The following is a 25,685-nucleotide window of genomic DNA, read 5'->3' as shown; positions in this document are numbered from 1 at the left end:
AGGTCGGCGCCTGCTGGGCGGAGGCGACCGCGCGGCGGGCGAGCCGTTGAGATGCGGGCTCGATGAGCGGGCGCCGCGGATGGCCGCAACCTGGAGCTGTGATCCTGCGGCAGCGGCACACGGTCAGCCCCGCCCGGCGCCGGCCTTCGGAGATCAGCGCGTACTGGACGCCGGGCCCTCGGGCGCCGCCTTCCCCTTCCAGACCCCGCCGGACGGGCAGCCCACGCTGAACGTCATGGGCAGTTCCGATATCACGCTGCCGTCGGCGATGTTGAAGGCGGCAAACAGGCTGGTGATGCCGTGCCGGCAGTAGTCGTGGGTGCGTCGCTCGGGCATGCCCGGCATCATCGGCAGCACCGGCTGGGACCGGTCCAGCGCCTGGATCTGGCTCTTCTCGTCGTGGTACAAGCCGACGACGTCGTCAACCTTCGCGATGAACTGCGGATGGTGGAGAGCTTGAACGCGTCCCGGAGATGAGGTTTGAGGTCGAACCTCTTCCAGATCCGCCCGATGGTGGACTTCGACAGCCCGGAGTGCTTCGCCATCGAGGCCCGCGATCAGTGCGTGTCCTTGCCCGGGGTGGACTCCAACGTCGCCGTGAGCACATCCTCGATTTGGCCCGGCAGGATCGAGGGCGGCCTACCGGGACGCGGCTCATCGCTCAGCCCATCCAGCCGCAAGCGGATGAACCTCGACCGCCAGCGGTTAACCGTTCCCTGCGATACACCGAGTTCGGCGGCGACCTCCTTGTTCGACCCGCCTTCCGCGCACCGCAGCACGATCCTCGCCCGCAGCGCCAGGCTGCGCGGTCTTCGCCCGCCGCGCCCCAGCGCGTCAGCTCCGCCCGTTCGGCCTCGGAGAGCACCAGCTCCGGCTTGCGCCGGCCCGGCCATGGCTCGTCCACCAGGCCCGCCGTCCGCCGGGCCGCGAACCGCGAACGCCACTTGCGCACTGTCTCCATAAACACCCCGAAGTCCGCAGCCGCAGCGGTATTTGAGGCCCCTCCGCTCAGGCCAGAATGATCCGGGCCCGCTCCGCCACACCGGCCGACACCGCTCCACCCGCCCAACGTGTCAACTCCGCACGCTCCTCAGCAAACAGCACGACTTCGACAGCACGAGGGCCCCGAAACGCCATGAAAATAGCCTCCGGCTCAGAGGCCGTAACAGAAGTCGGGCCGTGGCCTCCCGGTGTTGCTGGGGCTCGATCCGGCTGTGCTCGACCTCCCGGTTCGGGGCTCGGGTCAGCTCGGCGGCCACATCGGCGTGGGTGACAGGTTCTGGCCCTGTCAACAGTAGGTGCGCTCCGCGTAACCGGCGCGGGGCGGCAGCTACGGCCGCAGCGGCGGCGGACAGGTCACGGAAACGACCACCCCGAGCCGCACCTCGTCGGCCGGTATGACGAACCCGTGCGTCCGCTTGATCGCCGGAGAGTGACCGCGGACAGGTTCTGCTTGAGGAGGTCCGGCGCGGCAGCGTGTGTGTCCATGTAGTGGGGCAAAGTCCAAGGAGACTTGATTGTTAACGCAGCAACAGTTAGCGTGTTAACTATGGGCAGATTGAAGCGTGAGAGCACGTTGGAGCTGATGCGGTGGATTGTGTGGGGGCAGCGACGCATCGCTGACGACTGGATACGGGAACGCGGCCTCACGCACGAGCAGAGTGCCGTGTTGGCGTACCTGTCGAAGAATCCGGATGCCATTCAGCGTGACGTCGCGCGGGCCATGCGCACCAGTGCGCCGAGCGTCTCGCGGCTCCTGGCCGGACTCGAGCGGCGCGGACTCGTGGAGCGCCAGACGCAGGAGGATGACACGCGCAGCCGTCGGGTGCATGCCACTCCAGCGGGCTCCGAACTGATCCGGGGTTTCGAAGAGGCCATGGACCGTGTCGAGGAGTCGATCCTCGCGCCGCTTGGCGCCGCAGAGCAGGCGCGGCTCCATGAACTCCTGGAACAGCTCGCGTCCCGGATCGAGCCTCCCCGCTCTCCCTGACCCGGCTCTACTGCTCCGCACGGCGGCCGGGAGCCTCGCGGGCAGGACCGCCGGTTCATCCACCAGCAGTAAGGAACGCATGTATGACTCAGATAACGATCATCGGTGCCGGTCTTGCGGGACTGACACTGGCACGAACCCTGGCGGTTCATGGAATCCCGTCCACGGTGTACGAAGCGGAGGCGTCTGCTCAGGCCCGAGGCCAAGGCGGCATGCTCGACATCCACGACTACAACGGACAGCACGGGATCCGTGCCGCCGGCCTGATGGACGGCTTCCGATCCCTCGTCCTCGAAGGTCGCCAGGCATCCCGTGACGTGGCGCCTGACGGCACCATCCTGGCGGACCAGCCCGATGACCCCGCCGGAGGCCGCCCCGAGGTGCAGCGTGGCGAGCTGCGACAGTTGCTGCTGGAATCCCTGCCTGCCGGCGGGGTCGTCTGGGGCCACAAGACTCGGAGCGTTCGGACCCTCGACGACGGTCGTCACGAAGTGACCTTCGCCAACGGATCGACGATTGTCACCGACATCCTCGTCGGTGCCGACGGCGCCTGGTCGAAGGTGCGACCGCTGCTCTCCGACGCCACGCCCGCCTATGCCGGACGCTCGATGGTCGAGACGTACCTGTATGAGAGCGACACCCGGCACCCTGCCACCCTGGCGCTGGTCGGCGGCGGGTCGATGACCGCCTACGACGAAACCACCCGCATCGGTCTTGGCGTGCAGCGCGAGCGCGGGGACACCCTGCACTCCTACGCCATGTTCGACCAGCCGCTCGACTGGTTCGACGGCATCGACTTCAATGACGGCCCTGCGGCCACCCGCACGGTCGCGGCGATGTTCGAGGGGTGGGCGCCGGAGCTCGTCGCCCTGGTCGCGGACAGCGACATCCCGCCGATTTTCCGCCCCTTGTACGGGCTACCGATCGGACACCGCTGGGAACATATACCTGGGGTCACGCTCATCGGAGACGCCGCCCACCTGGCACCGCCGGACGGCGAAGGGGCGAACTGGGCGCTCTTCGACGCAGGCCAGCTCGGCAACGCCATCGCCGAACAGCCCAAGGACATCGACGCGGCCATCCGCGCCTACGAAGCCGCGCTTTTCCCACGGAACATCGACACCGCAACCGCCGCCGCAGCCTACTACCCCGAATTCAAACCCTACTGACCACAGCAACTGGATAAGAGCTCGCGCAGATAGGCGGGCGCTCATGGGCGTCGCTTGGGGCGGTCGTCCCAGCGGTGGGTGCTCCAGGCTCGGCGTATCAGGCTACGGATGGTGATGATCGTGTCCGCGAGGTCGAAGAAGGCGTTGACGACGGTCGCACGGCGCTCGTAGCAGCGGGCAAGGCGATGGAAGGCGTTCTGCCAGGCGTGCGTGCGCTCGACATGCCACCGCCGGCTCGCCTGGATCGGCGCCTTCTCCCCCTTGTGCGCGATGCGGCCGTGCAGGTCGCGGGCGGCGAGTTCGGCGCGGGTCTTGTCCGAGTCGTAGCCGGCGTCCAGATGCACTGTGATGTCGTCGGGCAGCGGCCCGATGTCGTCCAGCAGGTCCAGCGTCGGCGCGAGAAGCGGTGAGTCGTGGCGGTTCGCCCCGGCCAGGACACGGCCGAGTGGGATCCCGTAACCATCCGTCATGCCCGAGCGTTTCAAGCCCTGCTTGCCGCGATCGACCGGTGAGCGCCCGGCTACCTCCCCGCCGCTGGGAGCCCTGGTGATGGAGCCGTCGATGGCGATCTGGTCGAGCACGAGCCCGACGATCCGGTCGTAGGACTCCAGCACGATCTGCTTGAGCCGGGCGAAGACGCCGAGCCGGATCCACTCATCGCGGCGATTGCGGATGGTGGTCGCCGAGCAGGTCGTGTCGGAGATCGCCTGGTAGGAGCAGCCGAACCGCAGGAGCTGCAGCAGCTTGTCGAACACGATCCGGTCGCTGATACGGCGGCGGTGGCACCCCAGCGGACAGCCATGATGGAAGCACGGGTACAGGTCCCCCCAGTGATCACAGAGCGTCGCAACTCGTGATCACCGGGCCTGGGCCCGCCTTGTCGCCAGGGACTCCTCACGCAGCCCATCTGCCCGACTGCGGCAGATTACTGATGGACCGCCAGGTGATGGAAGTCCCATAAGCCGACCATGAAGCGGAATTTGCTACCGCCATCCACTGCTGCAGCTTCGGGACGTCGCACAAGAGGATATGGAGGCTGTCGCTGGGGTGATCAGCGGCGCCGCAGGGACGGGTGGAGTAGCGAGGGCGGGGTGTCGTTCTTCTCGTGTGCGGCGAGGTCGGCACCGGGGGCGACGATGGCGTCGATCGCGTCGAGTACGTCGGCGGAGAGCTTGGTGTCTGCGGCGGCGAGCTGCGAGTGCAGGTGGTCCAGTGTGCGGGGGCCGACAAGCGCGCTGGTCACGCCGGGGTGCGCGGTCACGAAGCCGAGCGCGAGCTGGATCATCGTCAGGCCGGCCTCGTCGGCGACTCCGGCCAGCCGTTCGACGGCGTCGAGCCTGGCCCGGTTGGAGGGGATGGTGGTGTCGAAGCGTTGCGGCATGAACGTGGAGCGGCTGGTGGTGATCTCCCTGCCCTCGCGGATCGCGCCCGACAGCCAGCCCGAGGCCAGTGGGCTCCATACCAGGACGCCGAGCCCGTACTGCTCGGTCACGGGCAGCACATGGGTCTCGATGCCGCGCTGCAGGATTGAGTAGCTGGGCTGTTCGGTGACGTAACGGCTCAAGTGGTGCTCCCGGGCGGCCCACTGGGCTTGCACGATGCGGTAGGCGGGAAAGGTCGAGGAGCCGAAGTAGCGGATTTTTCCCGCGCGCTGCAGGTCTGTCAACGCTGACAGAGTCTCCTCGTCGCTGGTGTTCGGGTCCCACCGGTGGATTTGGTAGAGGTCGACGTGGTCGACGCCGAGCCGACGCAGGCTGTCCTCCAGAGCGGTGACCAGCCAGCGGCGCGAGCTGCCCTGGCGATTGCGCTCGTCGCCCATCGGCATGGTCGCCTTCGTGGCCAGCACGATGTCGTCGCGGCGGCCCGCGATGGCCTTGCCCACCATCTCCTCCGACTCGCCGCCGCTGTACACGTCGGCAGTGTCGATCAGGTTGATCCCCGCCCCCAGGGCGGCGTCGACGATGGCGGTGACCTCGTCCTGGGTGGTGCGCCCGATCTTTCCGAAGTTCATCGCGCCGAGCGCGAGGGTGCTGACCTGCACACCGGTGCGGCCCAAGGTGCGGTACTGCATGACCGTGTCTCCTCATTGCGGGTGAAGCATGGTGCATTGCATGGCTTGGTTGCCGGGCCCCTGCTCTGGCACCATGAGCAAAGCGGAACCCTGTTCCGAAAGATACGGAACACGGTTCCGCTTTGCAAGCGGCGAGCGGGAGGAGCAGTGCGGTGAACGACAGCGACAAGGGCGCAGGACAAGCAGCCCCGTCCAGGCGCAAGGACGCCCGGCGCAACCAGAAGACCCTGCTCGATGCGGCCGCCGCGGTCTTCGTCACGTCAGGCGTAGACGCGCCGGTACGCGACATCGCGGCCAAGGCCGGCGTCGGGGTGGGCACGATCTACCGCCACTTCCCGACGCGAGCGGACCTCATCATCGGCGTCTATCGGCACCAGGTCGACGCCTGCGCCGATGCCGGTCCGGCCCTGCTGGCGACTAACCCGTCCCCGCACTCCGCACTAGGGCGTGTTTCGAAAGTCCCGCCTGCCCCGCGACGCCTGGCACGCGCGCTCGCTGCGTTGTCGGGATCGTCCGAGTAGGCCCACTACGAGGACGACCCTCCGCCTTGCGATCACACGCACCAGACGCCGCGGGGCCCGCCCTCCGGGCGGACGGCGCTACTTTCGAAACACGCCCTAGGGCAGTGGATCAACCTCTTCGTCGATTTCCTGGTGACCAAACACGGACTCGCCGCCGTGCTGCAGGCCGACAACACCGGGTTCGAGGCGCTGCATGCCTACTTCCTCGACCGCCTCCTACCCGTCTGCACCGAACTGCTCGAAGCCGCAGCCGTCGCCAGGCGAGATCCGCCCCCGACATCGATGCGTACCAGCTCATGCGCGGCGTCGGAAACCTCTGCATCGGCGCGGAGAGCGATCCCCGCTACGACGCACGCCGCATGGCCGAACTCCTCGTCGCAGGGCTACGCCGACCACACCACTGACCTCGGCGACCTCGCGCGTGCGGCTCTGCCAAGAGGTCGTGCGATCGCCGCCGCCCCGGATCGACCGCTCCCCTCGGCCACTTCGGCACCGCCGAGGAAGCCGCCGCCTCGGCCCTCTTCCTCATGGCCAACAACTACGTCACCGGCCAGATCATCACCATCGACGGCGGCGAAACACTCAGCTGACACCGACCCCCACCACCTGGGCTCAGACCTGAGCATGACGGCAGCGCGTACGCAGGTCTATCTCCAGTGATCACAGAGCGTCGCAACCCCTGATCACCAGGACCCGTGCCCGCCTCGTCGCCAGGGACTCCCCACGCCGCCTATCTGCGCGACCTCTAAGTCTGAGATTTACCGCAGGCGTTGGACGTGGCGGTGGGTGATCAGGCGGGTGGCGAGACCGAGGAAGGCTCCGTGACATGTCGTCGCATCGTTCCCAGCGGATCCGCAGTCGGCGGAAGCCGTGCAGCCAGGCAATCGTGCCCTCGACCACGTAGCGGAAGATGCCCAGGCCGCGCCGCTGCCGCGTTCACCTGCCGGGGCCCTCGCTGGGGTTCCCGGAAAGATCGTCGGGCGGGTGATGACGCTGGCTACGGTCCGCCTCGTGCCGGTGGAGTTTCTGACTGACGAGCAGGCCGAGGCGTACGGGACGTTCATCAAGGTGCCCACGCGCCCGGAGCTGGAGCGGTTCTTCTTCCTCGATGACGACGACCGCGATCTGATCGCGCTGCGGCGTACGGACGCGCACCGGCTGGGCATGGCCGTGCAGATCTGCACCGTCCGCTACATCGGCCGGTTCCTCGGGGAGGACCCGCTCGCGGTGCCGTGGGAGGTCGTGGAGTACCTGGCCGGGCAGCTCGGCATCACCGACGCCTCGTGCGTGAAGCGGTGCCCCGAGCGGCGCCGGACGCCGTACGAGCATGCGGAGGAGATCCAGGAGCGGTTCAGGTACCGCGACTTCACCGACCGGCGATGGGGGCGGGAGTTCCGCGGGTTCCTGTACGGGCGGGCGTGGACGCACGCCGAGGGGCCGGTGCCGCTGTTCAACCACGCGGTGACGTGGCTGCGGAAGAACCGGGTGCTGCTGCCGGGGGTGTCGGTGCTGGCCCGGCAGGTGTCGGAGGCCCGTACGGCGGCCGAGCGGCGCCTGTACGAGGCGGTGACCCGCGCCGCGCACCGGGCCGATCCCGCGCTCGCGCCGGCGCTGGCGGAGCTGCTGGCGGTGCCGGAGGGCAAGCGGGTCTCGGCGCTGGAGCGGTTGCGCACGCCGCCGGTGAAGTCGACGGACACCGCGATGGTGCGGGCGATGGAGCGGGTGGAGGAGATCTCCGCATTCGCGCTCGGGCGGGTGAACCTGTCGCGGGTGCCGGTGACCGGCTGTCCACGCTGGCCCGGTACGGGCAGCTGGGCAAGGCACCGACGATCGAGCGGACGCCGGAGCCGCGGCGCACGGCGCTGCTGACGGCGGTGTGGCGGAGCTGGAGGCGCAGGCGGTCGATGACGCGCTGGACCTGTTCGCGATGCTGATGGCGAACCGGCTGATCAGCCCCGCGCGGCGGGCCTCGGAGCGGGAGCGGTTGGCGATGCTGCCGCAGCTGGAGAAGGCGGCGCGCATCCTGGCGAAGGCGTCGAAGATCCTCACCGAGGAACTGGACCTGGTCGCCGAGCACGACGCGGACCCGGATGTCGCCGCGCTGTGGGCGGCGGTGGAGGAGGCCGTCCCGCGTAAACCGGGGTCATTCGACAACCCCAGACCACCGTTTTCTGACATGACCCGGGGCCATGGCCGCCCTCGAACCGGCCGACGGGCCGGACCTGCTCGGCGCCGAACCGCTCGTCCGCACCGAAATCAAGATCGGGTACGCCCGGGTCTCCACCGGCGGACAGAAGCTCGAACGGCAGATCGACGCGCTCACCGCCGCCGAGTGCCGGAAGATCTTCGCGGACCAGAAGTCCGGCAAGAACGCCCTGCGCCCCGAGCTGAAGGCATGCCACGCCTTCCTCGACCCCGGCGACACCCTCGCCGTCCCCTCACTCGACCGCTACGGCCGCAGCCTCCAGGACCTCATCAACATGGTCGCCGAGCTGCGCGAGCGCGGGATCGGCTTCACCTCGCTCCACGAGAACCTGGACACCACCACCCCCGGCGGCCGGCTCGTCTTCCACGTCTTCGCCACCCTTGCGGAGTTCATCCGCGAACTCATCGTCATCGACACCAACGAGGGCCTGGCCGCCGCCCGCGCCCGCGGCCGCATCGGCGGACACCCCACCCTCGCCACCGAGGAAGTCATCCGCGCCGCCCGCGACCTCCTGCCCGACCCCGGCCGCTCCATCACCTCGATAGCCAAGCTCCTCGGCGTCTCCCCGGGGCACCGTCTACCACCACATCCCCGATCTACGGGAACTGCGCGCCGGCGCCCTACCGCGGCGTCTCGAAGCCCCCGCGAAATAGCCCAGCACGGAGCAAGATCAGTCTCAGCGGCACTTTCTGTACCGCAACTACTCACACCCGCACCAGGCGGCGGTACTTGTCGTGGTCGTAGCCGCGGTCGGCGAGGAGTATCTCTGGCCGACGTCTGGGGCGGCCGACGACGCCAGCCACGGCCGGGATCTTCTCCAGCAGCGGCAGCAACTGTGTCACGTCGTTGCGGTTTCCGCCGGTCAACGACACCGCGAGCGGGACGCCCTGAGCGTCGGTGATGACGTGGTGCTTGCTGCCCGGCGGTGCATGGTCGACCGGGCTGGGCCCGCTTTTGCCGCCGCGCCGAGCGGCCCGCACGTGGGAGGAGTCGATCACGGCACCCGCGGCCTGCCCGCCACCAGTTTCGGTCCCGGTTCGGTCAGTAACGACGACTCGATCAGAGCCCAGAGTTCGTCCGACACCATCCACGGCCGCGACTGACGCTTCCTCATGACACGACCAACAAGCAGACAAACCGACAGTCACTTGACCGACAACTTCTGTTAGGACCTCTTAGCGCCACCATTTCAGGCGCATCACGCTAGTACGGAACCTCGCTCGGCGCCCGGCCCGGGCCGGGCGGGCCGGCGAAACATTGGGCGATGGCGAGCCATTGCTCGGCGACTTCGCCTCGGCAGGTCAGGGACGTGTCGGACCGGTGCCTGCGCTGGGTGACCACGAGGGCGAAGTCGAGTGCGTCGCCGGTAACCAAGGCACGGCCGTCTTCTGGGCCGCGGACCCAGGGCAGGCCGCTGGGCAGGCGCAGCTCGACACGCGGTGGGGACGGCGGCACGGGCAGGCCGCGGTTGACGAAGCTGAATTCGAACGTGACGAACCCGAGGTGACAAACGTGCCGGATCCGGTCCGTGGGCTGGCGGACGATCTTCAGGGCGTCAGCGACATCCTGGCCGTGGGCCCAGTATTCCATCAGGCGAGCTGTGGCCAGCGTCGCCGGGCTCATCGGTGGCCCGAACCAGGGAACGTTTTCGTCTCGACACGAGGACGCAAAAGCCCTCAGAAGTGCTGCGAAGGCTTCATCCCATTCCTGTCGCAGGTCCTTTGCCGGGAGGTCTCGGCGGGCCGCGATGTGGCTTTCGAGAAGCTCGGCCAGGCCATCGTCGGTGGCGGGACGGGCACGCTGGAATTCATCGGGAGCGGCGATCGCTTCCTTGGCCAGGAGGTCACAGCCGATCAAGTGCGACACGCTGGATCTGATGTCCCAGCCGACGGCGGGAGTTGGCCGCACCAGATCTGTCCCAGAGGTGATGAGCACCCGCAGCGAGTCGAACTCCGCCGCCAGATCGGCGATCAGCTCGCCCAGAACTCCGCGCTCCATGTCGATGGACCTCCTGCTGTCAATGCTCTGAGGCACGCCTGATTTGATTCCGCCTCGTGGGGCTGCAAGATGCTCGCCCATCAGGCTGATGTGAGGTGGTTGTAGCGGCTTTTGAAGAACAGCAGGGGCGACGCCGTGCTGTCGGCATCGAGGTCGTCGACACGCCCGATGACAATGTAGTGGTCACCGGCGTCGTGCACGGCTTCGACCGTGCAGCCGATCCAGGCGACCACGCCGTCGATGACCGGGTCGCCATGCGGCCCGGGCAGCCAGGCCACCTCGGCGAACTTGTCGCCTCCCGACACCGACAGTGCACGGCAGATCCGCTCTTGGTCGGCAGCGAGGACATTCACGCAGAAGGTGCCGCGCTCGGCGATGACCGGGAACGTCGACGACGTCTTGCCGGGCAGAAACGCCACGAGTGGAGGGGTGAGTGATACCGAGGTGAATGACGCGACGGTCATGCCCACCGGCCTGCCTTGCGCATCGCGCGAAGTGATAGCGGTGATGCCGCTGGGGAAGTGCCCGAGGACGGCCCGGAAACGTGCAGCGTCGGGGCCTGACAGTTGTGAAGAATCGCCGACGTCCGTAAGCATGCTTACACAATACAAGCATGCTTAATACCTGGCAAGCATGCTGAGTTCCGGTCCCGCAGTCATATGCTGCATGGGTGACAAGCGGACGCCCCTACATCAACCCGTTCGACGACGGTCGCTCGCCGACCGAGGCTGCCGCCGGTATGGACGAAGCGTCTTCGATGATCGACGCCGTCTTCCGGTTCGAGCGGGCGGTCACCAGGATCGGGAACACGCGACTGCGCCCGTGGAAGATGACACTGTCCAGTTACAGCGCCCTGCGGATCCTGGCCAGTCAGCCCCGCCTGACCCTCGCTCAGCTGTCACGCCGCTCCTACGTGCGGCCGCAGACGATGACGCGGATGGTCACCCAACTGGAGAACCGCGGTTTCGTTGCGCGTGACGCACATCCAGAGAGCGAACGGGCACTCTCGCTCCAGGTCACCGAGGCAGGGTTGGCCGCCTTGGACGAGATGAGCCGCGAGGTCCTCAAGATCAGCGACACGTTGAACGCCACGCTTGGACGGGACGACATCGTCGCCACCGATGGCCGCCTGCGGCAGGCCGCGCTCGTGGTGGAGAACGAACTCCGGAACATGGGCCGCCCCCGCGTCGATGACCACTGAAGAGGTCATCGCGCGATTCCACCTGGCTGCCGACCCGATCTACGGACGGGCAGGCAGCCAGGCGATCGCGGATCGGATCGACGAGCTTGACCGCAGTGCGTCCCTTTCCGGCCTGCTCCGCGCTCTTCAGGCCAGGTGAGGAGTCGGCCTGGTTTCGGTCGCGGCAGTGTGTCCGGCCGCGCGGCCGAAGACCGCGGCGCGCATGAGGGCGGCGCCACCGGGATAGTCGCCGTAGAACAGACCACCGATAGCCTCGCCGGCCGCGTACAGACCGGTCACCGGTGCCCCGTCCGTTCCAAGAACCCGGCCGTCCGGGTCGATCCGGATACCGCCGAACGTGAAGGTGAGCCCCGCGGTGGCGGGATAGGCGACGAACGGTGGCCGGTCGAGGGGCGTAGCCCAGCGGGACTTAGGTGGCGTTATGCCGTCCGTGCCGCAATCTTCACTTATGTCGTTGCCGGGTGGGCACGCGTTGTTGAACGTCTCGAGCGTGTGCGTCAGCCGGTCGACGGGCACCCCGATCCGCTCGGCGAGCTCCGGGACGGTGTGCGCGACGAGGGGCACCGCCGCGCCGGCGAACTCATCGGCCACCCGGGCCGCGGTCCGCTGGTCGAAGATCTCGAAGGCCTCGCACCCGGGCTGCCGCATGATCGCCTTGCCCATCCTCGAGTAGTTCTTGACCCACGGGCCGGGGCCCTCGTCGACGAACCGCTCGCCGTCGCGGTTGATGAGCACGCCGAGCCAGAAGCCGTGCAGGGGGAACGGTGGTGAGGCCTCGCTGGACCCCGGTGAGGGCATGGTCGGGTCGACTGCGGCCGAATGGCAGCTCGACCAGGTACCGGCCTTGTCCGCGCCGGCGCGAAGTGCTGCCTGGATCCCGTCGCCCGTGGCCAGGCGGGTGCCGCGCAGACGCACCGACTCCCACTGCGGCCCCAGATACTCGCGGCGTAGTTCGCGGTCGGCCTGGAAGCCGCCGGTGGCGATCACCACGGCGTCGGCGGGCACGGTCTGGCCGCCGTCGCCGATCGCGACGCCCGTAACCCGGCCGTCGCTGCGCAGCACATCCGCCAGTGGTGTGGACCAGCGGATCTCCACGCCGACCCGCTCGGCGTGCGCAAGCAAGGGACGGATCACCTCGAACCCGCGCGACATTCCCTCGCCGGTGCACGTCAGCACCTGGCCGGGTGGGATGTGCAGGACGCCGTCGCGGACCTCGGCCCCCAGGGTGCGGTTGAATGTGAAGCGGACGCCTTTCGCGGCCAGCCAGCGGACCGTGGCCAACGACCGTTCAGCCAGCGCGTTGACCAGCCGGGGTTCGGCTTGGCCGTCGCTCATCGCCATCAGCTCGGCTGCGTAGGCCTGGCGGGTGTAGGGCGGTGCCTCGATCCGGTCGGCTTTCATGCCCGGCTCGAATTCTTCCGTGATCGACGTCAGATCGTCCGGCCCGTCATAGCAGAAGAGAAACAACCCGCCGGAAAAGGCGGCGTTCCCGCCGACGTCCTCACGGCTGCCCTTTTCCAGCAGCACAACGTGGGCGCCGGCCTCGCGGGCGGAGACCGCCGCACAGAGCCCGGTCAGCCCTGCGCCGGCTACGACGATCGTGGGCCTGCGGGTTTTCGTCACTGGTCCTCCTTGACCCATAGCGCTGAAGTGGTACTCAGCGGCTGATCTCGCTTGCGGTGCGCAAGCCGTACTGGACTGATGGTGGAAGGCACCGAGGCGCGGATCCCAAGCCGTGTTGGTCGGGACGGCTGTGGTGCACGGGACAGCAGCTCTTGGTTGCTATCACCAGGTGAAGGCGAGTGGTTCGCCGGGCTGGGCAGTGCTCGGTACGCAACCGGTGTGTCGGACGAATCCCTTACCGGGAACGCCGACCTCGCTGGTGAGCCAATTCGCTGTATCGATGAGGCGGGGCAGGTCGATACCGGTTTCCACCCCGCACAAGTGGAGCAGTTGCACGGCGTCCTCGGTGCACAGGCCGCCGCCTTGGGTGCCGGGCATCGCCGGGTGGCCACCGCTGCCGGCAAGGGAGGTGTCGATAGCGTGGACACCGAGTTCGAGGAGTGAGAGCAGGGCGGCAAGGCCCATGCCGCGGCCGTCGTGGATCTGCACGGTCAGGTTCGAAGGCGGTACGTGCCGGAGCGCGGCGGTGAGGAGTTCGCGGATTTGGGGCGGGGCCGCGTAGCCGGAGGAATCGGCGAGGATCCAATGGTCCACCCCGATGTCGAGGAGCCGCCGGGCCAGCGGTTCGAGGTCCTCGCCGCTGCGGGCGGGGCCGGTCGGCCCACCCCAGGCGAAGATGACGTAGGTGCCGAGCACGATGTTCCGGTCCGCGGCGAACGCGGCCATGCGCTCCAGTTCACGCAACGAGTCCGTGGTGGACCGTCCGGTGTTGGCGCGGGCGAATTCCTCGTCAGCGGAGAGCAGGAAATACGCCGTGTCGGCCCCCGCGCCGACCGCGCGAGCGAGCCCGCGCGTATTGCCGACGCAGCAGCCGAGGCTGAGGCCGGGCACCCGCGGCACCCGGGCGAACACCTCCTCGGCGTCGGCGAGGCCCGGTACGAGATCGGGCCGGACGAAGGAGGACAGCTCGAACGCTCGGACGCCGGCGTCGATGAGCCGCCCAACGAGTTCGATCTTTACTTCGGTCGGGACGACATGGTCTTGGAAGGTCAACCGGGGCGCGATCTCGCGGATGCGTACCGCATCGGGTAGGGACATGTGGTTCCTCAGGTGTGGCGGGTGGGTTTGAGCCCGGCGGCGAGCGCATCCCAGGCATCAGCGCGGCCCTGGTCACGCAACTGGTGCTTGCGTACCTTGCCGTTCGGGGTGACCGGGAGCCGGTCGACGATGCGGTAGTAGCGGGGGACCATGAAGTGCGGCATCGACCGGTCGCAGTGAGCGAACAGTTCCGCACGTTCCAGCTTGCAGCCGGGTTCGAGTTGCACGACGGCGAGAACCTCGTCCTCGCCCAGCTCCGACGGCGTGCCTATGGCAGCAGCGGCCACGACGCCGGGGTAGGCAAGCAGCACCGACTCCACCTCGTGTGAGGAGATGTTTTCGCCGCGGCGGCGCAGGGCGTCCTTCTTGCGGTCGATGAAGTAGAAGTAGCCGTCTTCGTCGGTGTAGCCCAGGTCACCCGTGTGCCACCACAGGTCCTTCATGGTCGCGAGCGTCGCTTCGGGATCGTCGTGGTAGCCGGAGAACATGATGTTCGGCAGGCGAGGCCGGTACACGATCTCCCCGGCCTGGCCGGGCGCGGCACGGTTCCCGGACTCGTCGTGGATCTCGAGAACGGACGATTCGGTGGGCAGGCCCAGCGAGCCGACCTTCCGGGCACCGATCGGGTTGTACAGAACGTTCTTGATCTCGGTGAGCCCGTAGCCCTCTACGACGTGCACGCCGAAGCGCTCCTCGAACGGATACAGCACTTGGGGCGGGGCGGGCGCGGCGAACACCTTCGTCAGCTGGTGGTCGCAGTCGCGGTCGGACGGGGGCTGCGCGAGGAGCATCGGCAGGATGGAGCCGAGGGCATTGCACTGGGTAACCCGGTGGGTGCGCAGCTCGTCCCAGAACTTGCTGGCGCTGAACCGACGGCCGAGGACCACGGTCGTGCCCGCGTAGAAGGCGTGCATGGATATGTTGATCTGCGCGGCGCCGTGGAACAGCGGTAGGCAGGTGTAGAGCCTCTCATCGGCGGTCGTGGCCATCTGCACCGCGCACTCGCGCCCGGCGACCACCTGCATCACGTGCGGTTGCACCACGCCCTTGCTGCGCCCGGTGGTACCGGAGGTGAGCATGATCGCGACCGGGTCCTGCGGCGCGACGCGGGGGAGCTCTGTCGCCGGGTCGCCGGCCGCGAGCAGGTCGCTCCACGTCCGTACCGCTACCCCGGGCGGGATGCGGCGGTGCCGGTCGCCGTCGAGCAGCACGACGGTCTTGAGCGTGTGCGGTACTTCCGGCAGGTCGGCGACGAGTTCCAGCAAGGCCGCATTGGTGACCAATACGCGCACGCCAGTGCCGCGGAGCGCGTGGTCGAGGAAAGGGCCCTTGTAGGCGGTGTTGATCGGGACCTCGACGAGGCCTGCGCGGGCCGCTCCGAGCCAGGCGAGCAGGTATTCGGGCTGGTTGGGCAGGAAGATCCCAACCGAGCTGCCCGGTGTGGCGGCTACTGACATAAGACCGCGCGCCACGTCGGTGACGGCCGCGTCGAGTGCGCCGTAGGTCAGTTCGGTGCCTTCGAAGACAAGCGCGAGCCTGTCCGGATGCTCTACGGCGCGGGCAGCGATGAGACCGCCGACCGTGCCGTCGGCGAGATCGGAGAAGCCCTCAAGGCCTCGGACTCCATTGTCCGCGGCGGTGGTTACCGTCATGCCAGCTCCTTCTTCGCACGAGCCAGGAAGCCCTCCAACGACGGGTCCCAGGCCGCTTCGGCGCCGGTCGTCACGAGAAACGCGTCGACTCCGAGCTCCCGGTACCTGCCGAGGGTGTCCAGGATGCGCTCCTCGGTGCCGACGAGCGCCTGGGAGTTGGCGAAGCCGCCCAGGAGCTTTGTCAGCCCGGTCCAGAAGCAGTCGTCATGCAGCTCCTCCGCCGTGAGCGCGAGCGCCCGTTGCCGCCCCACGGAGGTGTCGGTCGACGACGACCGCAAGAAGGTCGGAGTTCCAGCGGCCTCCGCGATCTGCCGCTCCACAGCCCGGGCCTGGGCCCACGCGTCGTCGTCGGTGTCACCAATGAAGAGGCGCAGGCTCAGCGAGAACCGCATCGGGCGGTTGTAACGCTCGGCTGCCGCCGAGACCCGGTCGATGCGCTCCTTCGTGCCGGCGAACGGTTCCCCCCAGAGCATGTACAGGTCGGCGTGCCGGGCGCCGAAGTCCACGGCGTCGGCGCTCTCGCCACCCATGAAGATCGGCACCTGCCCCTGCACCGGCTTGGTCTGCAGCTTCACCGCCTCGGCCGTGTAGTACTCGCCGTGGTGGTCGAAGGGCGCGGTTTCGGTCCAGGCGCGGCGGACGATGTCGAGGTACTCGACCGCCCGCCGGTAGCGTCCGGCCTTGGGCAGGTCATCCGATTCACGGCGCAGATCCTTGTCAGAGCCACCGACGACCACATTGATGGCGAGCCTCCCGCGGGCCAGCACATCGAGGGTGGCGAAGTAGCGCGCGGCTGCTACCGGCGCCATGACGCCGGGGCGGTGCGCGACAATCGGCGAGAACTTCTCTGACAGCGCCAGCGCGAAGGGCGCTGTGGCGTGGTTGTGCGGCCAGGTGGAGGAGTACCCGACAAGGACCCGGTCGATGGCCTTCGAGCGGTCCAGTTCCCGGATCCTGGAGATCATTCGGTCGGGGTCGGTCTCGCCGGCCTGAAGGGGCTGCAGCCCGGTGAAGAATTCGACCATGGTGCCCTCAGCTTTCTGCGCGAGATCCGTTGTGGGACATCGGTTGGCGGGCGGGCCAGGCCTCGTGCCGGGCGACGTGATGCGGGTGGCGTGTCCGCAACTCGGTCCGGGCGATGGCCGGCACCATGCCGGCGAGCGTCATGTCGGCGGAGACCTTCCACTGCCTGCCGGCATGCCGGTCGATCCGCGCCAGCACCTCGACGGGCCGCTCGACCGGGACCGGGCGGAGGTAGGAGATCGACAGCGACTTGGTCACCAGCCGCGGTTCGACCCGCAGTGCGACAACACTGAACACATCGTCGAAGACCGCGGCCTTCCAGCCGCCGTGCGCGACGCCGGGCCCGCCGTGCCACAACGGTGGGCAGATGACGTCGAACCGCACCTTGTCGTCCTGCGCGTCAGCGATCTCGACGCCCAGACGGCAGGAGTCGTGTGGAGCGCATCCGCCGCACAGGAGCCGGCCCGACGGGGACGGCTCGATCGCGAAGGCGTCGGGGCTTTCAGGCACGTCCGGCCTCCTGCCGCAGGGCCGCGACCACCACTTCGGGCACATCGACAGTGCCGCGACGTAGCGTCTCGTCCCGGCAGGCCACCGAGCGGTCGAACGGCACCCGGACCGGCCTGCCGCCCTCGACGGGACGGGTTGCGCGGACCATCTCGGCAAACGCCGCGACCCGCCGTTGGTAGTCGCCCGCGTCGGTGAGTGCGCCGGGGTCGAACAGCACGACGAACAAGCCGCAGCCCGAAACACCGGGCGGGTCGGCGGCCGCGCCGGTCATCATGCCGAGCAGCTGGACGACCAGAGCGAGCCCGGAGCCCTTGTGGCCGCCCCACACGCCGAACGCGCCCTCGAGCGCGGCGGCCGGGTCCAGTGTCGGAGTCCCGGCGGCGTCGTAGGCCTGGCCGGGGGCCAGCTTCTCCCCGAGTCGGGCCTTCAGCTTCACCTCCCCGTACATCACGGCGGAGGTGCCGATGTCCCAGATGATCGGAGTCGGGGTGGCTGGGAAACCGAAGGCGATCGGGTTGGTGCCGAAGCGGGCTTCGGTGCCGCCGTGCGGGGCCACGAGCGCTGGCGCGCTGCCTGCGATCACCCCGGCGAGTCCGGCCTTCGCGGCTTTCTCCAGGTAGTACGAGAACATCCCCGTATACCAAGTGTTGCGTGCGCCGACGATGGCGATTCCCTGTGCGCGGGCCTTCGCTATGGCCAGCTGCAGCGTGCGCATGCCGACCAGGTAGCCCACCTGGTCGCCGCCGTCCACGGTGGCCGACACCGGCGTCTCGGCGACGACCCGGATCGGCTGCGGCGGCGCGTCGGCTGTGCGAATGCGCTCCACTATGGACAGCGCGCGGGCGAGCCCTCCGAAGGACAGACCGCGCAGTTCGCAGTCGAGCAAGTGGTCCGCAATGGTCTCGGCGGCCTCGGCTGAATGACCGCACGCGGTCATCGCGGCCACGATAAGTGCGTGGGCGTCGGGCAGGGTCAAAGTCGTCATGAACCGGCCTTTGCGGACAGGGACACGGGCGAGGGAGAGGGCTGGGCGTGCTGGGTGGCCCGGCGGGTGAGCGCAAACGCGGCGATCGCGCTAGCGGCGGCCGCGGCCAGCAGCAAGTAGGCAGGGGAACGCTTGTCACCGGTCAGCTCGATCAGGGCCTGGCAGATGAAGACCGCGGAGCCGCCCAGTGCGGCCACGGCGATGTTGTAGGACACCGAAACGGTCCTGCCGCGCATCCGGACTGGGATGAGTTGGACGTAAGTGATCGGCGCGATGCCGGAGTAGAAGGCCGGACCGGCTGACAGCAGCACGGTGCAGAGGATCACGAGCCACAGCGAAGGAGCGGTGGACAGCACAGCGAACAGCGGATACGTGATCATGAGCACGGTGAGTGAGGTCGCCAGCAGCGCTGTGGGCCGGCCCTTCCGGTCAGACACCCGGCCACCCGCGATCACCAGGAACAGGCCGATCAGCAGCGCGAAGGCGATGACCGAGGTGGCGGTGAACGGGGACAGACCCAGCTGGATGAGGTAACTCTGGACGTAGGTGTACGTCATGTAGAAGCCGATGACGTGCAGTACGGACACCCCCACGAGCAGCAAAACGCGGGCCCACAGGTCGTTGACATTGGCGTCCTGTGCGGACGTTTCGCTACGCGCAGCGAGGAACTCCGGGGTCTCGCCGAACCGGCTGCGCAGGTAGAGGCCGATTGCGCCGAGAGGCAGCGCGAGCAGGAACGGCACCCGCCAGCCCCATGCGAGCATCTGCTCGCGTGTCAGCTCCGCGTTGAGGAAGAGCACGACGACAGCGCCGATGAGCAATCCAGCGAGACTGCCCACTTGTACGCGGCTCGACAATGCCCCGCGCCGGTGCGGCGGGGCGAACTCGGCGACGTAGATGATCGCGGTCGTGAACTCGCCGCCGGCCGCCAGCCCCTGGGCGAACCGCAGCAGCACGAGCAGGACGGGCGCGGCGATTCCGATGGTCGCCGTCGACGGCAGCACGCCGATCAGTGTGCTGACTGTTGCCATCAGCAGTAGCGACGCGACCAGGGCAGGCCGGCGGCCCAGCCGGTCGGCGAGCGGCCCGAAGACCAGGGAACCCGCCGGGCGGGCGAGGAAGGCCGAACCGAACACCGCGAACGACGACAGCAGCGCGGTCGTAGGGCTCGAGGCCGGGAAGAAGACCTTCGCCAGCACGGTGGCGAGGAAGCCGTAGACCGCATAGTCGTACGTCTCCACCGTGTTACCGACCGCCGCCGCAAGCGTCGTACGTCTCAACGTTCCGGCCGGGATGTCTGCTGGATGGGCCATGACACACCTCTCCATTGAGGTTCGGGATGAGGGTCCGCCGCGTCAGGTGGCGATCGGATGAACGGGAGGGGGTGGACGCCTTGCTGGGGAGGACCGCATCGAGCCGGCGCAACCGATGGGATGCCATGCCGACAGGCCTGCTGTGTGCGTCACGCGAGGGATTGCCACGATGCCGCTGGGGACGGACCGAAAACCATGCCGGGTCGGGACCCGCATAAGGAAACATGGAATTCGCCCATCCGTAAGCATGCTGCTACAATATAAGCATGCGAATCTGGTTGCAAGCATGCTGACGCATCTGCCGGGCGGCCGCGCGAATCGCCGAGAGCCCGGGGAAGGACATGCCATGCCACACTTTGTCGTCAGCTACGTCCACCGTGATCCCACCGGCTGGGCGCGCCACCTCGATGCGCACCTGCGGTGGCTCGTCGAACGCGTCGAGTCGGGTCAGCTGCGCGCTTCAGGACCGACCACCCGCACAAACACGACGCCGGGACAGCCGGGCCAGGCGTGGGAGCGCACCGCACTGCTGGTGTTCGCAGCAACCGATGAGGAGGCACTGCTCGAGATCGTCGGCACCGACCCCTACCTCGCAGAGGGCCAGGTCCAAGAGATGACGGTCACCCAGTGGGACCCTATGTTCGGGGTGCTCAGCGAGGAGTCCAGCCGCGCCGGCACCAGCGACGCTCAGCTGTTCGAGCGCCTTGCGGAGCTGACCAGCTGAGAAGGCGGCGGCATCGAAGCGATCAGGTGGCTACGACGACCGTAAATGGCCCCGGCGAAACGGTCACCGCCTGCGCCGACAGGCGTCCGGAACGGCCCGAAGTGGCCCCACTGTGCGGGCATCTGGAGGCCACTCTCCTGCTGCCTCCGCGAGCCGACGCAAGAGTCGCAGTCCCCTCGGGCTGCGCCTCTGGCCGAAGAACGATCCGGAGGTTCGGGCTGTGTCGGGAGGGCTGCCGTCGCTCGGTCGACGGCGTTGAGCACGGCGCACAGTCAGTCCTGTTGCCGTCGGTAGCGGTCGATGCACTCGACGGCGAGGTGGCGCGGGCTCAGCTCGGTCTCCTGGCGCAGGTACTCGGATCGGCGTACGGAGCACGGCTTCTCGCCTGCCTTCCGCCGCGACAGGACCGGGAGCCGCTGCACTCCGGTGAGGATCCTGCTGCCGCCGGGCACCGCGTCCAGCGCCTTCGACTCGCCCAGCAGCGACAGGAACGGCTTGACGGTGTTGTAGCGCAGCACCAGCGCCCCGCGCAGCGCAGTCTCCGCCGTGTCGTCGTCCTCCGGCACCAGGCTCACCACCGTGGCGGCCGCGCTGGAGAGCGCGGCCTGGGGCGCGACCTCCTCCAAGGCCCGCCACAACGCGGCCACGTCTTGTTCACGAGGATCGTCGATGCTCCGAGCTCTTCGGCGATGCGCGTGACGGCAGCCTCGGCCTGCGCCTCGTCGGCGACCACCAGGCACTCGCCCGGGTCGCCGTCGACCGCGACGCAGACCTGGGCGCCCAACTGCTGTGCGAGCACACCGAATACACGACCCGGATGCTGCTCACCAGGCTCTCCGGCATCGAGGAGCCCTCGGACGGAGAACTCGCCCCGCAGGGCGGCCGGCGAAGGCCGTTTGATCGCTCCTGGCTGTTCCTCGGCATGTGCACACCGATACCGGTAGCGGTAGTGGGTGGCTCAGCGGTCTCGGCCCTGGATCTGTGCGGCGGCGCGGTGCAACTCGGCAAGGACCGTTCGGACGCCCTTTCGGGCGGTGCGCTCGGGCCGGTGGGCAGCGTGGGGGCATGCATGTTGCCCGCCGCACCGATGCGGTACTTCTCCCGGTCGCGCTGGTCTGGGGTTCCAGCTATCTCGCGGCCAAGACGGCCACCGTCGCGCTCCCGGTCCTGGCGGTCCTGTTCGCCCGGTATGCGATCTCCGCGCTCGCGTGTGGTGCCCTGGTCGCCTCCCGCCGCCAAAAGCGCCGCTGGTGCCGCTGGACCCGCGCGGAGGTCCGCGTCAGGTCGCTGCTGGGAGTCACCCAGGCAGCCGTGCTCGTGATGGAGACCTACGGGGTGGCGCACACCAGCGCCGCGAACGCCGGGCTCGTCATCAGCCTGACCATCGTGCTGACACCGCTGCTGGACCGCACCGGCGGCCCCCGGCTGCCGTGGACGTTCTTCCTCGCCGCCGGACTCTGCCTTGTGGCCGTTCGGGCTGCTCACTTCCAGCGCCGGGCTGCGCGCACCACGGCTCGGAGACGTGCTGATGCTCGCCGCCGCAGTCGTCCGGGCGGGCACGTCGCTCTCGTCGGACGGCTCACCGCGGGCCGTCCCATGGACCCGCTGCACCTGACGATCGCCCAGACCGTCGTCGGCTCGGCACTGTTCCTGCCGCCCGCCGTCACCCACCTGCCTGACCTGGTCCACAGCAGTGCCACCACCTGGGCCCAGCTGATCTATCTCGCCGTGTTGTGCAGCGTGTTCGCCTTCCTCCCCCAGACCTGGGCCGTGCAAGGCACTTCCGCCGGCCGGGCCAGCCTGCGGCCGTGCGGCAAACTCCACTGCATGGTGAAACTGCAGATCATCACGTCGGATGACTGGCCGTTGTGGCAGGAGATCCGTGTTGCAGCCCTGACCGAAGCGCCGCATGCGTTCAGATCCCGGCTCGCCGACTGGCACAGGGGTGGACAGGAGCAGTGGCGTGCTCGTCTGGCCATCCCCGGTTCCTACAACGTCGTCGCGTTGCGGGGAAGCCTGCCTGTCGGCATGGTCAGAGGCATCCCTGGGGACGGCGAGACGAGCGAACTCAGGTCGCTATGGGTCAGCCCCGAGGCGCGAGGCGACGGTGTCGGAGACCGGCTGATCGAAGCAGTCACGACGTGGGCCCTGCGATCGGACTCCACAACACTGAAGCTCGCGGTGATCCCAGGAAACGAGCCCGCCATCGCCCTGTACCAACGCCATGGGTTCGTCGCCACCGAAGAGCCTGGAGACCTGTTGCCCGGTGGAGTGACCAGGGAGCAGGTGTTGGCCAAGAGACTTCGCTGACCCGCAACGCCGTCATTTCTCAGGCTCTGGCACAGACCTTGATGGTCCTCCGGTCCGGTGTGTCTTCTGTCGTTGCCCATGTGACCAGCGCGAACCGTCCCGCCTATGCCGCAGTTCTGGTTGCGTCCGCCCTCGCCCGACAGCGTCCGCCGCCCGCCCGGTGAACCGCCCCACCAGAGCACTGGCCGCCACAGACGTTGACCTCACAGCCTTCCCCGTGTGGGCAGGGAGGTCACGGCATGCGGGCCGACCGGCTGTATGCCCAAGGCCCGCACGACGCCGCCCCAGCATGGCTGGAGTCCTTCATCCCCGGGCGAGTTCGCCGGGCTGGAGGGCCTCGCCCGCACCGACCTCAACCAGTACGAGCGGGCCGCAGCAGGGGCGGAGCAGGCCGTAACTCCAGAGTCACATCACGGAGTCGGTCTGAAGCGGGCCCGCGGTGATACGGAGTGTCCGGACGCGGACCGGTTCTTCCCGGTCGAGAGAGAAGATGTGCATGAACGGAGCGCGCACCACCTGGTCCGGTGCACTCTTCTTGGCCATGACCGCCTCGCCGCGCAGCAGGCGGACGCCGTCGCCCGCAGTCCAGTACTCCAGGACCTCATGGGTGATGATCAGCGGTGCGTCGATCTTGACGAAGAACGCCTTGATGGCCTCGACGCCGTGGATGTGCGCGGTGCCGAAGAACATGTCGGTGTCCTCGGTCAGCGGCGCGAATCCTTCATCGAACTCCAGGGTGTCGATGGCGTCCATGAACTTCAGGACCCAGTCGGGCACGGCCGTCGCGTGTGCGGTGCCTGTTATGCATGTCATGGTGATGGCCTCCTGATCAGGCCGCGGCAGGCAGGTCGGCGAGGAAGGCGTCGATCTCGGCGTTGACGCCTTCGGGGTTCTCGCGGGCGGCGAGGTGCGCGGTGTGCTGAAGCACCCGGAAGGTGCTGCCCTCGATGGCGTCGGCCATCTTCCGCACCACGTGGACGGGGAACTGGCTGTCCTCCTCGCCGGCGATGATCAGGACGGGCACGTCCTTGATGGTGTTCAGGCGGCGGTGCTCGTCCTTGCGGCCGATGAGGATGCTGCGCAGCGCCCACGCGACCGACTTCGGGTCGTCCCGCAGGACGAACTTGGTGAACTCGACGAATTCGGGGTTGGTGGCCTCGGCGGTCGGCCCGGCGAACGCGCCGCGCGCGGCCTTGGCGGCCAGCGGCGGCATCTTCGCGTGCAGCGAGAGGAAAGCGGACAGCGCGGTGGCCCAGATGCTCTCGAACATCGTGGGCAGGGAGGCGGTGCAGTTGATGCCGATCGCCGCCGCGGTCCGCTCCGGGTAGTAGGCCGGGAAGACCCCGGCGAGCATGCCGCCCCAGCTGTTGCCCACCAGGACGCACTTGTCGATGTCGAGCGCGTCGAGGATCTCGACGAGCGCGTCCGAGCAGTCCTCGAGATCAATGATCTTGCGCAGCGCGTCGGACTTGCCGTGTCCGGGGCTGTCGATCAGCACGACGCGGTGGGTCGGGGCGAAGTGCTCGTACTGGTACCGCCACATGGTCGAGTCCATCATCAGGCTGGGCCAGAACACCATGGCGGGGCCGTCGGAACGGCCACCGGCGCGCACATTGATCAGGCCGAGCGAGGTGGGGATCAGCTTCTCGGTGGTTCCTTCCAGCCAGTTCGTAGTCATGATCAGTCCTTTGCGTGGACGAGGAGACGTTCAAGTCCTGCACTAGTAGCATAACGCTACTAGTTTCAAAACGCTACTAGGCACCTTGCGCCCAGCCCGGGTGGCCGGCGGGACCACGGACCGGCCTTACCCCCTACTTCTGACCGGCGCCGCTTTCCTCGGCGGAGACCGGCCGCAGAGTCGAAGCCTCGACCGGCTCATGGCAGCTGCTGCACGCGAGGTAAGGATTGGTCGGGTTCCCGCACGTCGTGTGCATCAGCGGATACCGTGTGATGTCGCCGTCCGCGGTCTGGGTCTCGGCCCAGCGCGTGATGGCCGCAATGGCGGGGACCACGAGTTCACGGGCGCTGTCGGTGAGCTCGTACTCGTACCACGGCTTGTCCGGGCGGTAGGCGCGCTTGGCGAGCAGGCCCAGCTCGGTCAGGCTGTTGAGCCGCGCCGTGAGGATGTTCGCCGAGATGCCCAGGGTCCGCTTGAGTTCGCCGAACCGGCGGACACCGAAGAACACCTCCCGCAGGATCTGGTAGTTCCAGCGCTCGGAGATCGCGGCCAGGAACTCCTGCCCGTGCTGGTAGCTGACGTGGCTGCTGTGGTCGGACACGACTTCTCCTCCCCGGCGAACCGGCTGGTAGTTTTGAATCGAAAGTAGTTCTGTAATGTTACTAGTAACCCCTCCCTGCCGACGGCTGGGCCGTGCGCGTGCGCTACGCACGCGCACGCCGGGACCGGGCCGAGGAGTGGGCGGCGGCCTGGCGCGCCATGGCCCGCCTGGACGTCCTGGACCGGCTCTCGCGGATCACGGTCCCGGCCATCGCGATCGCCGGAAAGCAGGACGGCTCGGCCGGAGGCGATGCGGCAGATCGCCGACGGCATGTGTGTGTCGGCCCAGACCCGCAGGGCGGAGAGCGGCGTTTCCAAGGACAGGCCGAGCTCGGTGAGCCGGTAGCGGACGGCGCTATGCCGCCCGCCGCTTGCGTGTACCAGAGCGGACACCCTCCGCGTGGTCGAACCGGGCGAGACAAGGGTCATGGCTGGTTCGTACAGCACCGTTTGTCAGGCTGCACAGCACGTTCCGTCCAACTGGACCAGTCCGTGCGGTTGGTGTTGCGCGAGTCCTGCGGACGACGGTGGAAGTGTTGATTAGGGATCTTTGAATGTGGCTCTGTCCGCAGTTCCGTGAATCCCCAGGTCAGAGGCGGGAATGGGGGATCGTTTCAGCAGGGTGTTTCCTGCCATGGCGAGCAAGACGGTCGAGGATGTGCTGTTTCCAGGGATCGATGTGCGAGTGGAGCGCGTCGACCACTCCGTCGGCGACCTGGTGGTGGAGGCGATATCCACCGGTCGCCCGGGCCGGTGCCCGGACTACCGGAAGCAAGCGCAACGCGTGCACAGTCCGTACCAACGCACCCTGGATGAACGGCTGTTGGGGCCGTCCTTGCCGTGGGCGACCTCTCATTGGATGTCGCCGGCCGGGTCTGCCGCCGGGCCGGGACCCGGGTGGAACTCACACCCCGGGAGTTCGCCGTGCTGGAGCTGCTGGCCCGCCGGGCGGGCCAGGCCGCCGTCGTCCTGGCCGGTATCGGCGTCTCGATTGTCGTCCTCGAAGAACGTCT

General features: G+C 68.2%; 22 protein-coding genes and 11 pseudogenes. 13 read left to right on the top strand and 20 right to left on the bottom strand.

Annotation, left to right across the window (positions count from 1 at the left end):
• Positions 1-153: 153 nt before the first annotated feature.
• Together PS467_RS42255 and PS467_RS42250 are read right to left on the bottom strand one after the other, a co-directional pair.
• Complete coding sequence (locus tag PS467_RS42255; protein WP_432280704.1) at positions 154-408, bottom strand: hypothetical protein; 255 nt, start codon at positions 406-408, stop codon at positions 154-156.
• A 149-nt stretch (positions 409-557) separates the two neighbouring features.
• Positions 558-893 (bottom strand): helix-turn-helix domain-containing protein, encoded by a 336-nt coding sequence (locus PS467_RS42250; RefSeq protein WP_432280793.1) that lies wholly within the window; start codon positions 891-893, stop codon positions 558-560.
• Positions 894-1,549: 656 nt separating this feature from the next.
• Between PS467_RS42250 and PS467_RS41165 the strand changes: the two genes are divergently transcribed.
• Positions 1,550-1,990, top strand: coding sequence for a MarR family winged helix-turn-helix transcriptional regulator (locus PS467_RS41165; protein ID WP_311039614.1), 441 nt, complete (start codon positions 1,550-1,552; stop codon positions 1,988-1,990).
• Between the two features lie 83 nt (positions 1,991-2,073).
• A complete protein-coding gene (locus tag PS467_RS41160; protein ID WP_311039613.1) occupies positions 2,074-3,159 on the top strand; it encodes an FAD-dependent oxidoreductase in 1,086 nt (361 codons plus the stop codon).
• 41 nt (positions 3,160-3,200) lie between these two features.
• Here the strand turns inward: PS467_RS41160 and PS467_RS41155 are convergent, their stop codons facing one another.
• Both PS467_RS41155 and PS467_RS41150 read right to left on the bottom strand, forming a co-directional pair.
• A complete protein-coding gene (locus PS467_RS41155) occupies positions 3,201-3,980 on the bottom strand; it encodes an IS5 family transposase (RefSeq protein ID WP_432280792.1) in 780 nt (259 codons plus the stop codon).
• 230 nt (positions 3,981-4,210) lie between these two features.
• Complete coding sequence (locus PS467_RS41150; protein ID WP_311039612.1) at positions 4,211-5,230, bottom strand: aldo/keto reductase; 1,020 nt, start codon at positions 5,228-5,230, stop codon at positions 4,211-4,213.
• A gap of 152 nt (positions 5,231-5,382) precedes the next feature.
• On the opposite strand from PS467_RS41150, the pseudogene PS467_RS41145 reads away from it, so the two are divergent.
• From PS467_RS41145 to PS467_RS42245, 3 pseudogenes are all read left to right on the top strand, one after another.
• Positions 5,383-5,673: pseudogene (locus tag PS467_RS41145) on the top strand (TetR/AcrR family transcriptional regulator); the annotation flags it as partial.
• A gap of 171 nt (positions 5,674-5,844) precedes the next feature.
• Positions 5,845-6,155, top strand: a pseudogene (locus PS467_RS41140) (SbtR family transcriptional regulator); the annotation flags it as partial.
• Positions 6,156-6,227: 72 nt separating this feature from the next.
• A pseudogene (locus PS467_RS42245) lies at positions 6,228-6,341 on the top strand (SDR family oxidoreductase); the annotation flags it as partial.
• A gap of 168 nt (positions 6,342-6,509) precedes the next feature.
• Here PS467_RS42245 and PS467_RS41130 read toward each other — a convergent pair.
• Positions 6,510-6,672: pseudogene (locus PS467_RS41130) on the bottom strand (IS5/IS1182 family transposase); the annotation flags it as partial.
• A gap of 90 nt (positions 6,673-6,762) precedes the next feature.
• On the opposite strand from PS467_RS41130, the pseudogene PS467_RS41125 reads away from it, so the two are divergent.
• Positions 6,763-7,885: pseudogene (locus PS467_RS41125) on the top strand (DUF4158 domain-containing protein); the annotation flags it as partial.
• A 55-nt stretch (positions 7,886-7,940) separates the two neighbouring features.
• Positions 7,941-8,351, top strand: a pseudogene (locus PS467_RS41120) (recombinase family protein); the annotation flags it as partial.
• Positions 8,352-8,667: 316 nt separating this feature from the next.
• Here the strand turns inward: PS467_RS41120 and PS467_RS41115 are convergent.
• The 3 genes and pseudogenes from PS467_RS41115 to PS467_RS41105 all read right to left on the bottom strand — a co-directional run.
• Positions 8,668-8,952 (bottom strand): annotated as a pseudogene (locus tag PS467_RS41115) (transposase); the annotation flags it as partial.
• A 208-nt stretch (positions 8,953-9,160) separates the two neighbouring features.
• Positions 9,161-9,955, bottom strand: a complete 795-nt coding sequence (locus tag PS467_RS41110) for a TIGR03084 family metal-binding protein (protein ID WP_311039610.1) — start codon at positions 9,953-9,955, stop codon at positions 9,161-9,163.
• An 80-nt stretch (positions 9,956-10,035) separates the two neighbouring features.
• The gene (locus tag PS467_RS41105; protein WP_311039609.1) at positions 10,036-10,551 is read right to left on the bottom strand and encodes a flavin reductase family protein; all 516 of its coding nucleotides are present in this window, start codon (positions 10,549-10,551) and stop codon (positions 10,036-10,038) included.
• 74 nt (positions 10,552-10,625) lie between these two features.
• Here PS467_RS41105 and PS467_RS41100 point away from each other — a divergent pair, with 74 nt between their 5' ends.
• On the top strand, positions 10,626-11,156 hold the full coding sequence (locus PS467_RS41100) for a MarR family winged helix-turn-helix transcriptional regulator (protein WP_311039608.1): 531 nt from the start codon (positions 10,626-10,628) through the stop codon (positions 11,154-11,156).
• On the top strand, positions 11,146-11,295 hold the full coding sequence (locus PS467_RS41095) for a hypothetical protein (protein ID WP_311039607.1): 150 nt from the start codon (positions 11,146-11,148) through the stop codon (positions 11,293-11,295). Before PS467_RS41100 ends, PS467_RS41095 begins: the two co-directional genes overlap by 11 nt.
• Here the strand turns inward: PS467_RS41095 and tcuA are convergent.
• From tcuA to PS467_RS41060, 7 genes are all read right to left on the bottom strand, one after another.
• Complete coding sequence (gene tcuA, locus PS467_RS41090; protein WP_311039606.1) at positions 11,283-12,779, bottom strand: FAD-dependent tricarballylate dehydrogenase TcuA; 1,497 nt, start codon at positions 12,777-12,779, stop codon at positions 11,283-11,285. The two genes, PS467_RS41095 and tcuA, sit on opposite strands and share 13 nt — an antisense overlap.
• A gap of 162 nt (positions 12,780-12,941) precedes the next feature.
• Complete coding sequence (locus tag PS467_RS41085) at positions 12,942-13,877, bottom strand: hydroxymethylglutaryl-CoA lyase-like TIM-barrel protein (protein ID WP_311039605.1); 936 nt, start codon at positions 13,875-13,877, stop codon at positions 12,942-12,944.
• 8 nt (positions 13,878-13,885) lie between these two features.
• Positions 13,886-15,529: an AMP-binding protein gene (locus tag PS467_RS41080; RefSeq protein ID WP_311039604.1), complete on the bottom strand. Its 1,644-nt coding sequence runs from the start codon at positions 15,527-15,529 to the stop codon at positions 13,886-13,888.
• Positions 15,526-16,554 (bottom strand): LLM class flavin-dependent oxidoreductase, encoded by a 1,029-nt coding sequence (locus PS467_RS41075; protein WP_311039603.1) that lies wholly within the window; start codon positions 16,552-16,554, stop codon positions 15,526-15,528. The genes PS467_RS41080 and PS467_RS41075 overlap by 4 nt, the downstream gene beginning before the upstream one ends.
• Positions 16,555-16,561: 7 nt before the next feature.
• Positions 16,562-17,062, bottom strand: coding sequence for a PaaI family thioesterase (locus tag PS467_RS41070; protein WP_311039602.1), 501 nt, complete (start codon positions 17,060-17,062; stop codon positions 16,562-16,564).
• Positions 17,055-18,047: an Ldh family oxidoreductase gene (locus PS467_RS41065; RefSeq protein ID WP_311039601.1), complete on the bottom strand. Its 993-nt coding sequence runs from the start codon at positions 18,045-18,047 to the stop codon at positions 17,055-17,057. The genes PS467_RS41070 and PS467_RS41065 overlap by 8 nt, the downstream gene beginning before the upstream one ends.
• On the bottom strand, positions 18,044-19,360 hold the full coding sequence (locus tag PS467_RS41060) for an MFS transporter (protein WP_311039600.1): 1,317 nt from the start codon (positions 19,358-19,360) through the stop codon (positions 18,044-18,046). Before PS467_RS41060 ends, PS467_RS41065 begins: the two co-directional genes overlap by 4 nt.
• A 346-nt stretch (positions 19,361-19,706) precedes the next feature.
• Here PS467_RS41060 and PS467_RS41055 point away from each other — a divergent pair, with 346 nt between their 5' ends.
• Entirely contained in the window at positions 19,707-20,084 is a 378-nt protein-coding gene (locus PS467_RS41055; RefSeq protein ID WP_311039599.1) for a YciI family protein, read from the top strand.
• A 374-nt stretch (positions 20,085-20,458) separates the two neighbouring features.
• Here PS467_RS41055 and PS467_RS41050 read toward each other — a convergent pair.
• Together PS467_RS41050 and PS467_RS41045 are read right to left on the bottom strand one after the other, a co-directional pair.
• A pseudogene (locus PS467_RS41050) lies at positions 20,459-20,734 on the bottom strand (hypothetical protein); the annotation flags it as partial.
• A 2-nt stretch (positions 20,735-20,736) separates the two neighbouring features.
• Positions 20,737-20,814: pseudogene (locus PS467_RS41045) on the bottom strand (beta-ketoacyl-ACP reductase); the annotation flags it as partial.
• A 335-nt stretch (positions 20,815-21,149) separates the two neighbouring features.
• On the opposite strand from PS467_RS41045, the pseudogene PS467_RS41040 reads away from it, so the two are divergent.
• Together PS467_RS41040 and PS467_RS41035 are read left to right on the top strand one after the other, a co-directional pair.
• Positions 21,150-21,887, top strand: a pseudogene (locus tag PS467_RS41040) (DMT family transporter); the annotation flags it as partial.
• A 24-nt stretch (positions 21,888-21,911) separates the two neighbouring features.
• Positions 21,912-22,394, top strand: coding sequence for a GNAT family N-acetyltransferase (locus PS467_RS41035; RefSeq protein WP_311040105.1), 483 nt, complete (start codon positions 21,912-21,914; stop codon positions 22,392-22,394).
• A gap of 405 nt (positions 22,395-22,799) precedes the next feature.
• Here the strand turns inward: PS467_RS41035 and PS467_RS41030 are convergent, their stop codons facing one another.
• The 3 genes from PS467_RS41030 to PS467_RS41020 form a co-directional block, all read right to left on the bottom strand.
• Positions 22,800-23,207, bottom strand: coding sequence for a nuclear transport factor 2-like protein (locus PS467_RS41030; RefSeq protein WP_311039598.1), 408 nt, complete (start codon positions 23,205-23,207; stop codon positions 22,800-22,802).
• A gap of 16 nt (positions 23,208-23,223) precedes the next feature.
• On the bottom strand, positions 23,224-24,072 hold the full coding sequence (locus PS467_RS41025) for an alpha/beta fold hydrolase (RefSeq protein WP_311039597.1): 849 nt from the start codon (positions 24,070-24,072) through the stop codon (positions 23,224-23,226).
• A gap of 133 nt (positions 24,073-24,205) precedes the next feature.
• Complete coding sequence (locus PS467_RS41020) at positions 24,206-24,673, bottom strand: winged helix-turn-helix transcriptional regulator (protein ID WP_311039596.1); 468 nt, start codon at positions 24,671-24,673, stop codon at positions 24,206-24,208.
• Between the two features lie 815 nt (positions 24,674-25,488).
• Here PS467_RS41020 and PS467_RS41010 point away from each other — a divergent pair.
• Positions 25,489-25,632 (top strand): annotated as a pseudogene (locus PS467_RS41010) (response regulator transcription factor); the annotation flags it as partial.
• Positions 25,633-25,685 lie beyond the last annotated feature (53 nt).

The organism is Streptomyces luomodiensis, from assembly GCF_031679605.1.
Lineage (GTDB): Bacteria > Actinomycetota > Actinomycetes > Streptomycetales > Streptomycetaceae > Streptomyces > Streptomyces luomodiensis.
The sequence above is the reverse complement of the archived record's forward strand: the minus strand, read 5'-3'. Positions and strand labels throughout refer to the sequence as shown.

Bases quoted from the DNA above. Each gene is read 5' to 3' on its own strand.
- PS467_RS42250 (WP_432280793.1), bottom strand. From the start codon at position 893: ATGGCCGGGCCGGCGCAAGCCGGAGCTGGTGCTCTCCGAGGCCGAACG.
- PS467_RS41165 (WP_311039614.1), top strand. From the start codon at position 1,550: ATGGGCAGATTGAAGCGTGAGAGCACGTTGGAGCTGATGCGGTGGATT.
- PS467_RS41160 (WP_311039613.1), top strand. From the start codon at position 2,074: ATGACTCAGATAACGATCATCGGTGCCGGTCTTGCGGGACTGACACTG.
- PS467_RS41150 (WP_311039612.1), bottom strand. From the start codon at position 5,230: ATGCAGTACCGCACCTTGGGCCGCACCGGTGTGCAGGTCAGCACCCTC.
- PS467_RS41110 (WP_311039610.1), bottom strand. From the start codon at position 9,955: ATGGAGCGCGGAGTTCTGGGCGAGCTGATCGCCGATCTGGCGGCGGAG.
- PS467_RS41105 (WP_311039609.1), bottom strand. From the start codon at position 10,551: ATGCTTACGGACGTCGGCGATTCTTCACAACTGTCAGGCCCCGACGCT.
- PS467_RS41095 (WP_311039607.1), top strand. From the start codon at position 11,146: ATGACCACTGAAGAGGTCATCGCGCGATTCCACCTGGCTGCCGACCCG.
- PS467_RS41085 (WP_311039605.1), bottom strand. From the start codon at position 13,877: ATGTCCCTACCCGATGCGGTACGCATCCGCGAGATCGCGCCCCGGTTG.
- PS467_RS41080 (WP_311039604.1), bottom strand. From the start codon at position 15,529: ATGACGGTAACCACCGCCGCGGACAATGGAGTCCGAGGCCTTGAGGGC.
- PS467_RS41075 (WP_311039603.1), bottom strand. From the start codon at position 16,554: ATGGTCGAATTCTTCACCGGGCTGCAGCCCCTTCAGGCCGGCGAGACC.
- PS467_RS41065 (WP_311039601.1), bottom strand. From the start codon at position 18,047: ATGACGACTTTGACCCTGCCCGACGCCCACGCACTTATCGTGGCCGCG.
- PS467_RS41060 (WP_311039600.1), bottom strand. From the start codon at position 19,360: ATGGCCCATCCAGCAGACATCCCGGCCGGAACGTTGAGACGTACGACG.
- PS467_RS41055 (WP_311039599.1), top strand. From the start codon at position 19,707: ATGCCACACTTTGTCGTCAGCTACGTCCACCGTGATCCCACCGGCTGG.
- PS467_RS41035 (WP_311040105.1), top strand. From the start codon at position 21,912: ATGGTGAAACTGCAGATCATCACGTCGGATGACTGGCCGTTGTGGCAG.
- PS467_RS41030 (WP_311039598.1), bottom strand. From the start codon at position 23,207: ATGACATGCATAACAGGCACCGCACACGCGACGGCCGTGCCCGACTGG.
- PS467_RS41025 (WP_311039597.1), bottom strand. From the start codon at position 24,072: ATGACTACGAACTGGCTGGAAGGAACCACCGAGAAGCTGATCCCCACC.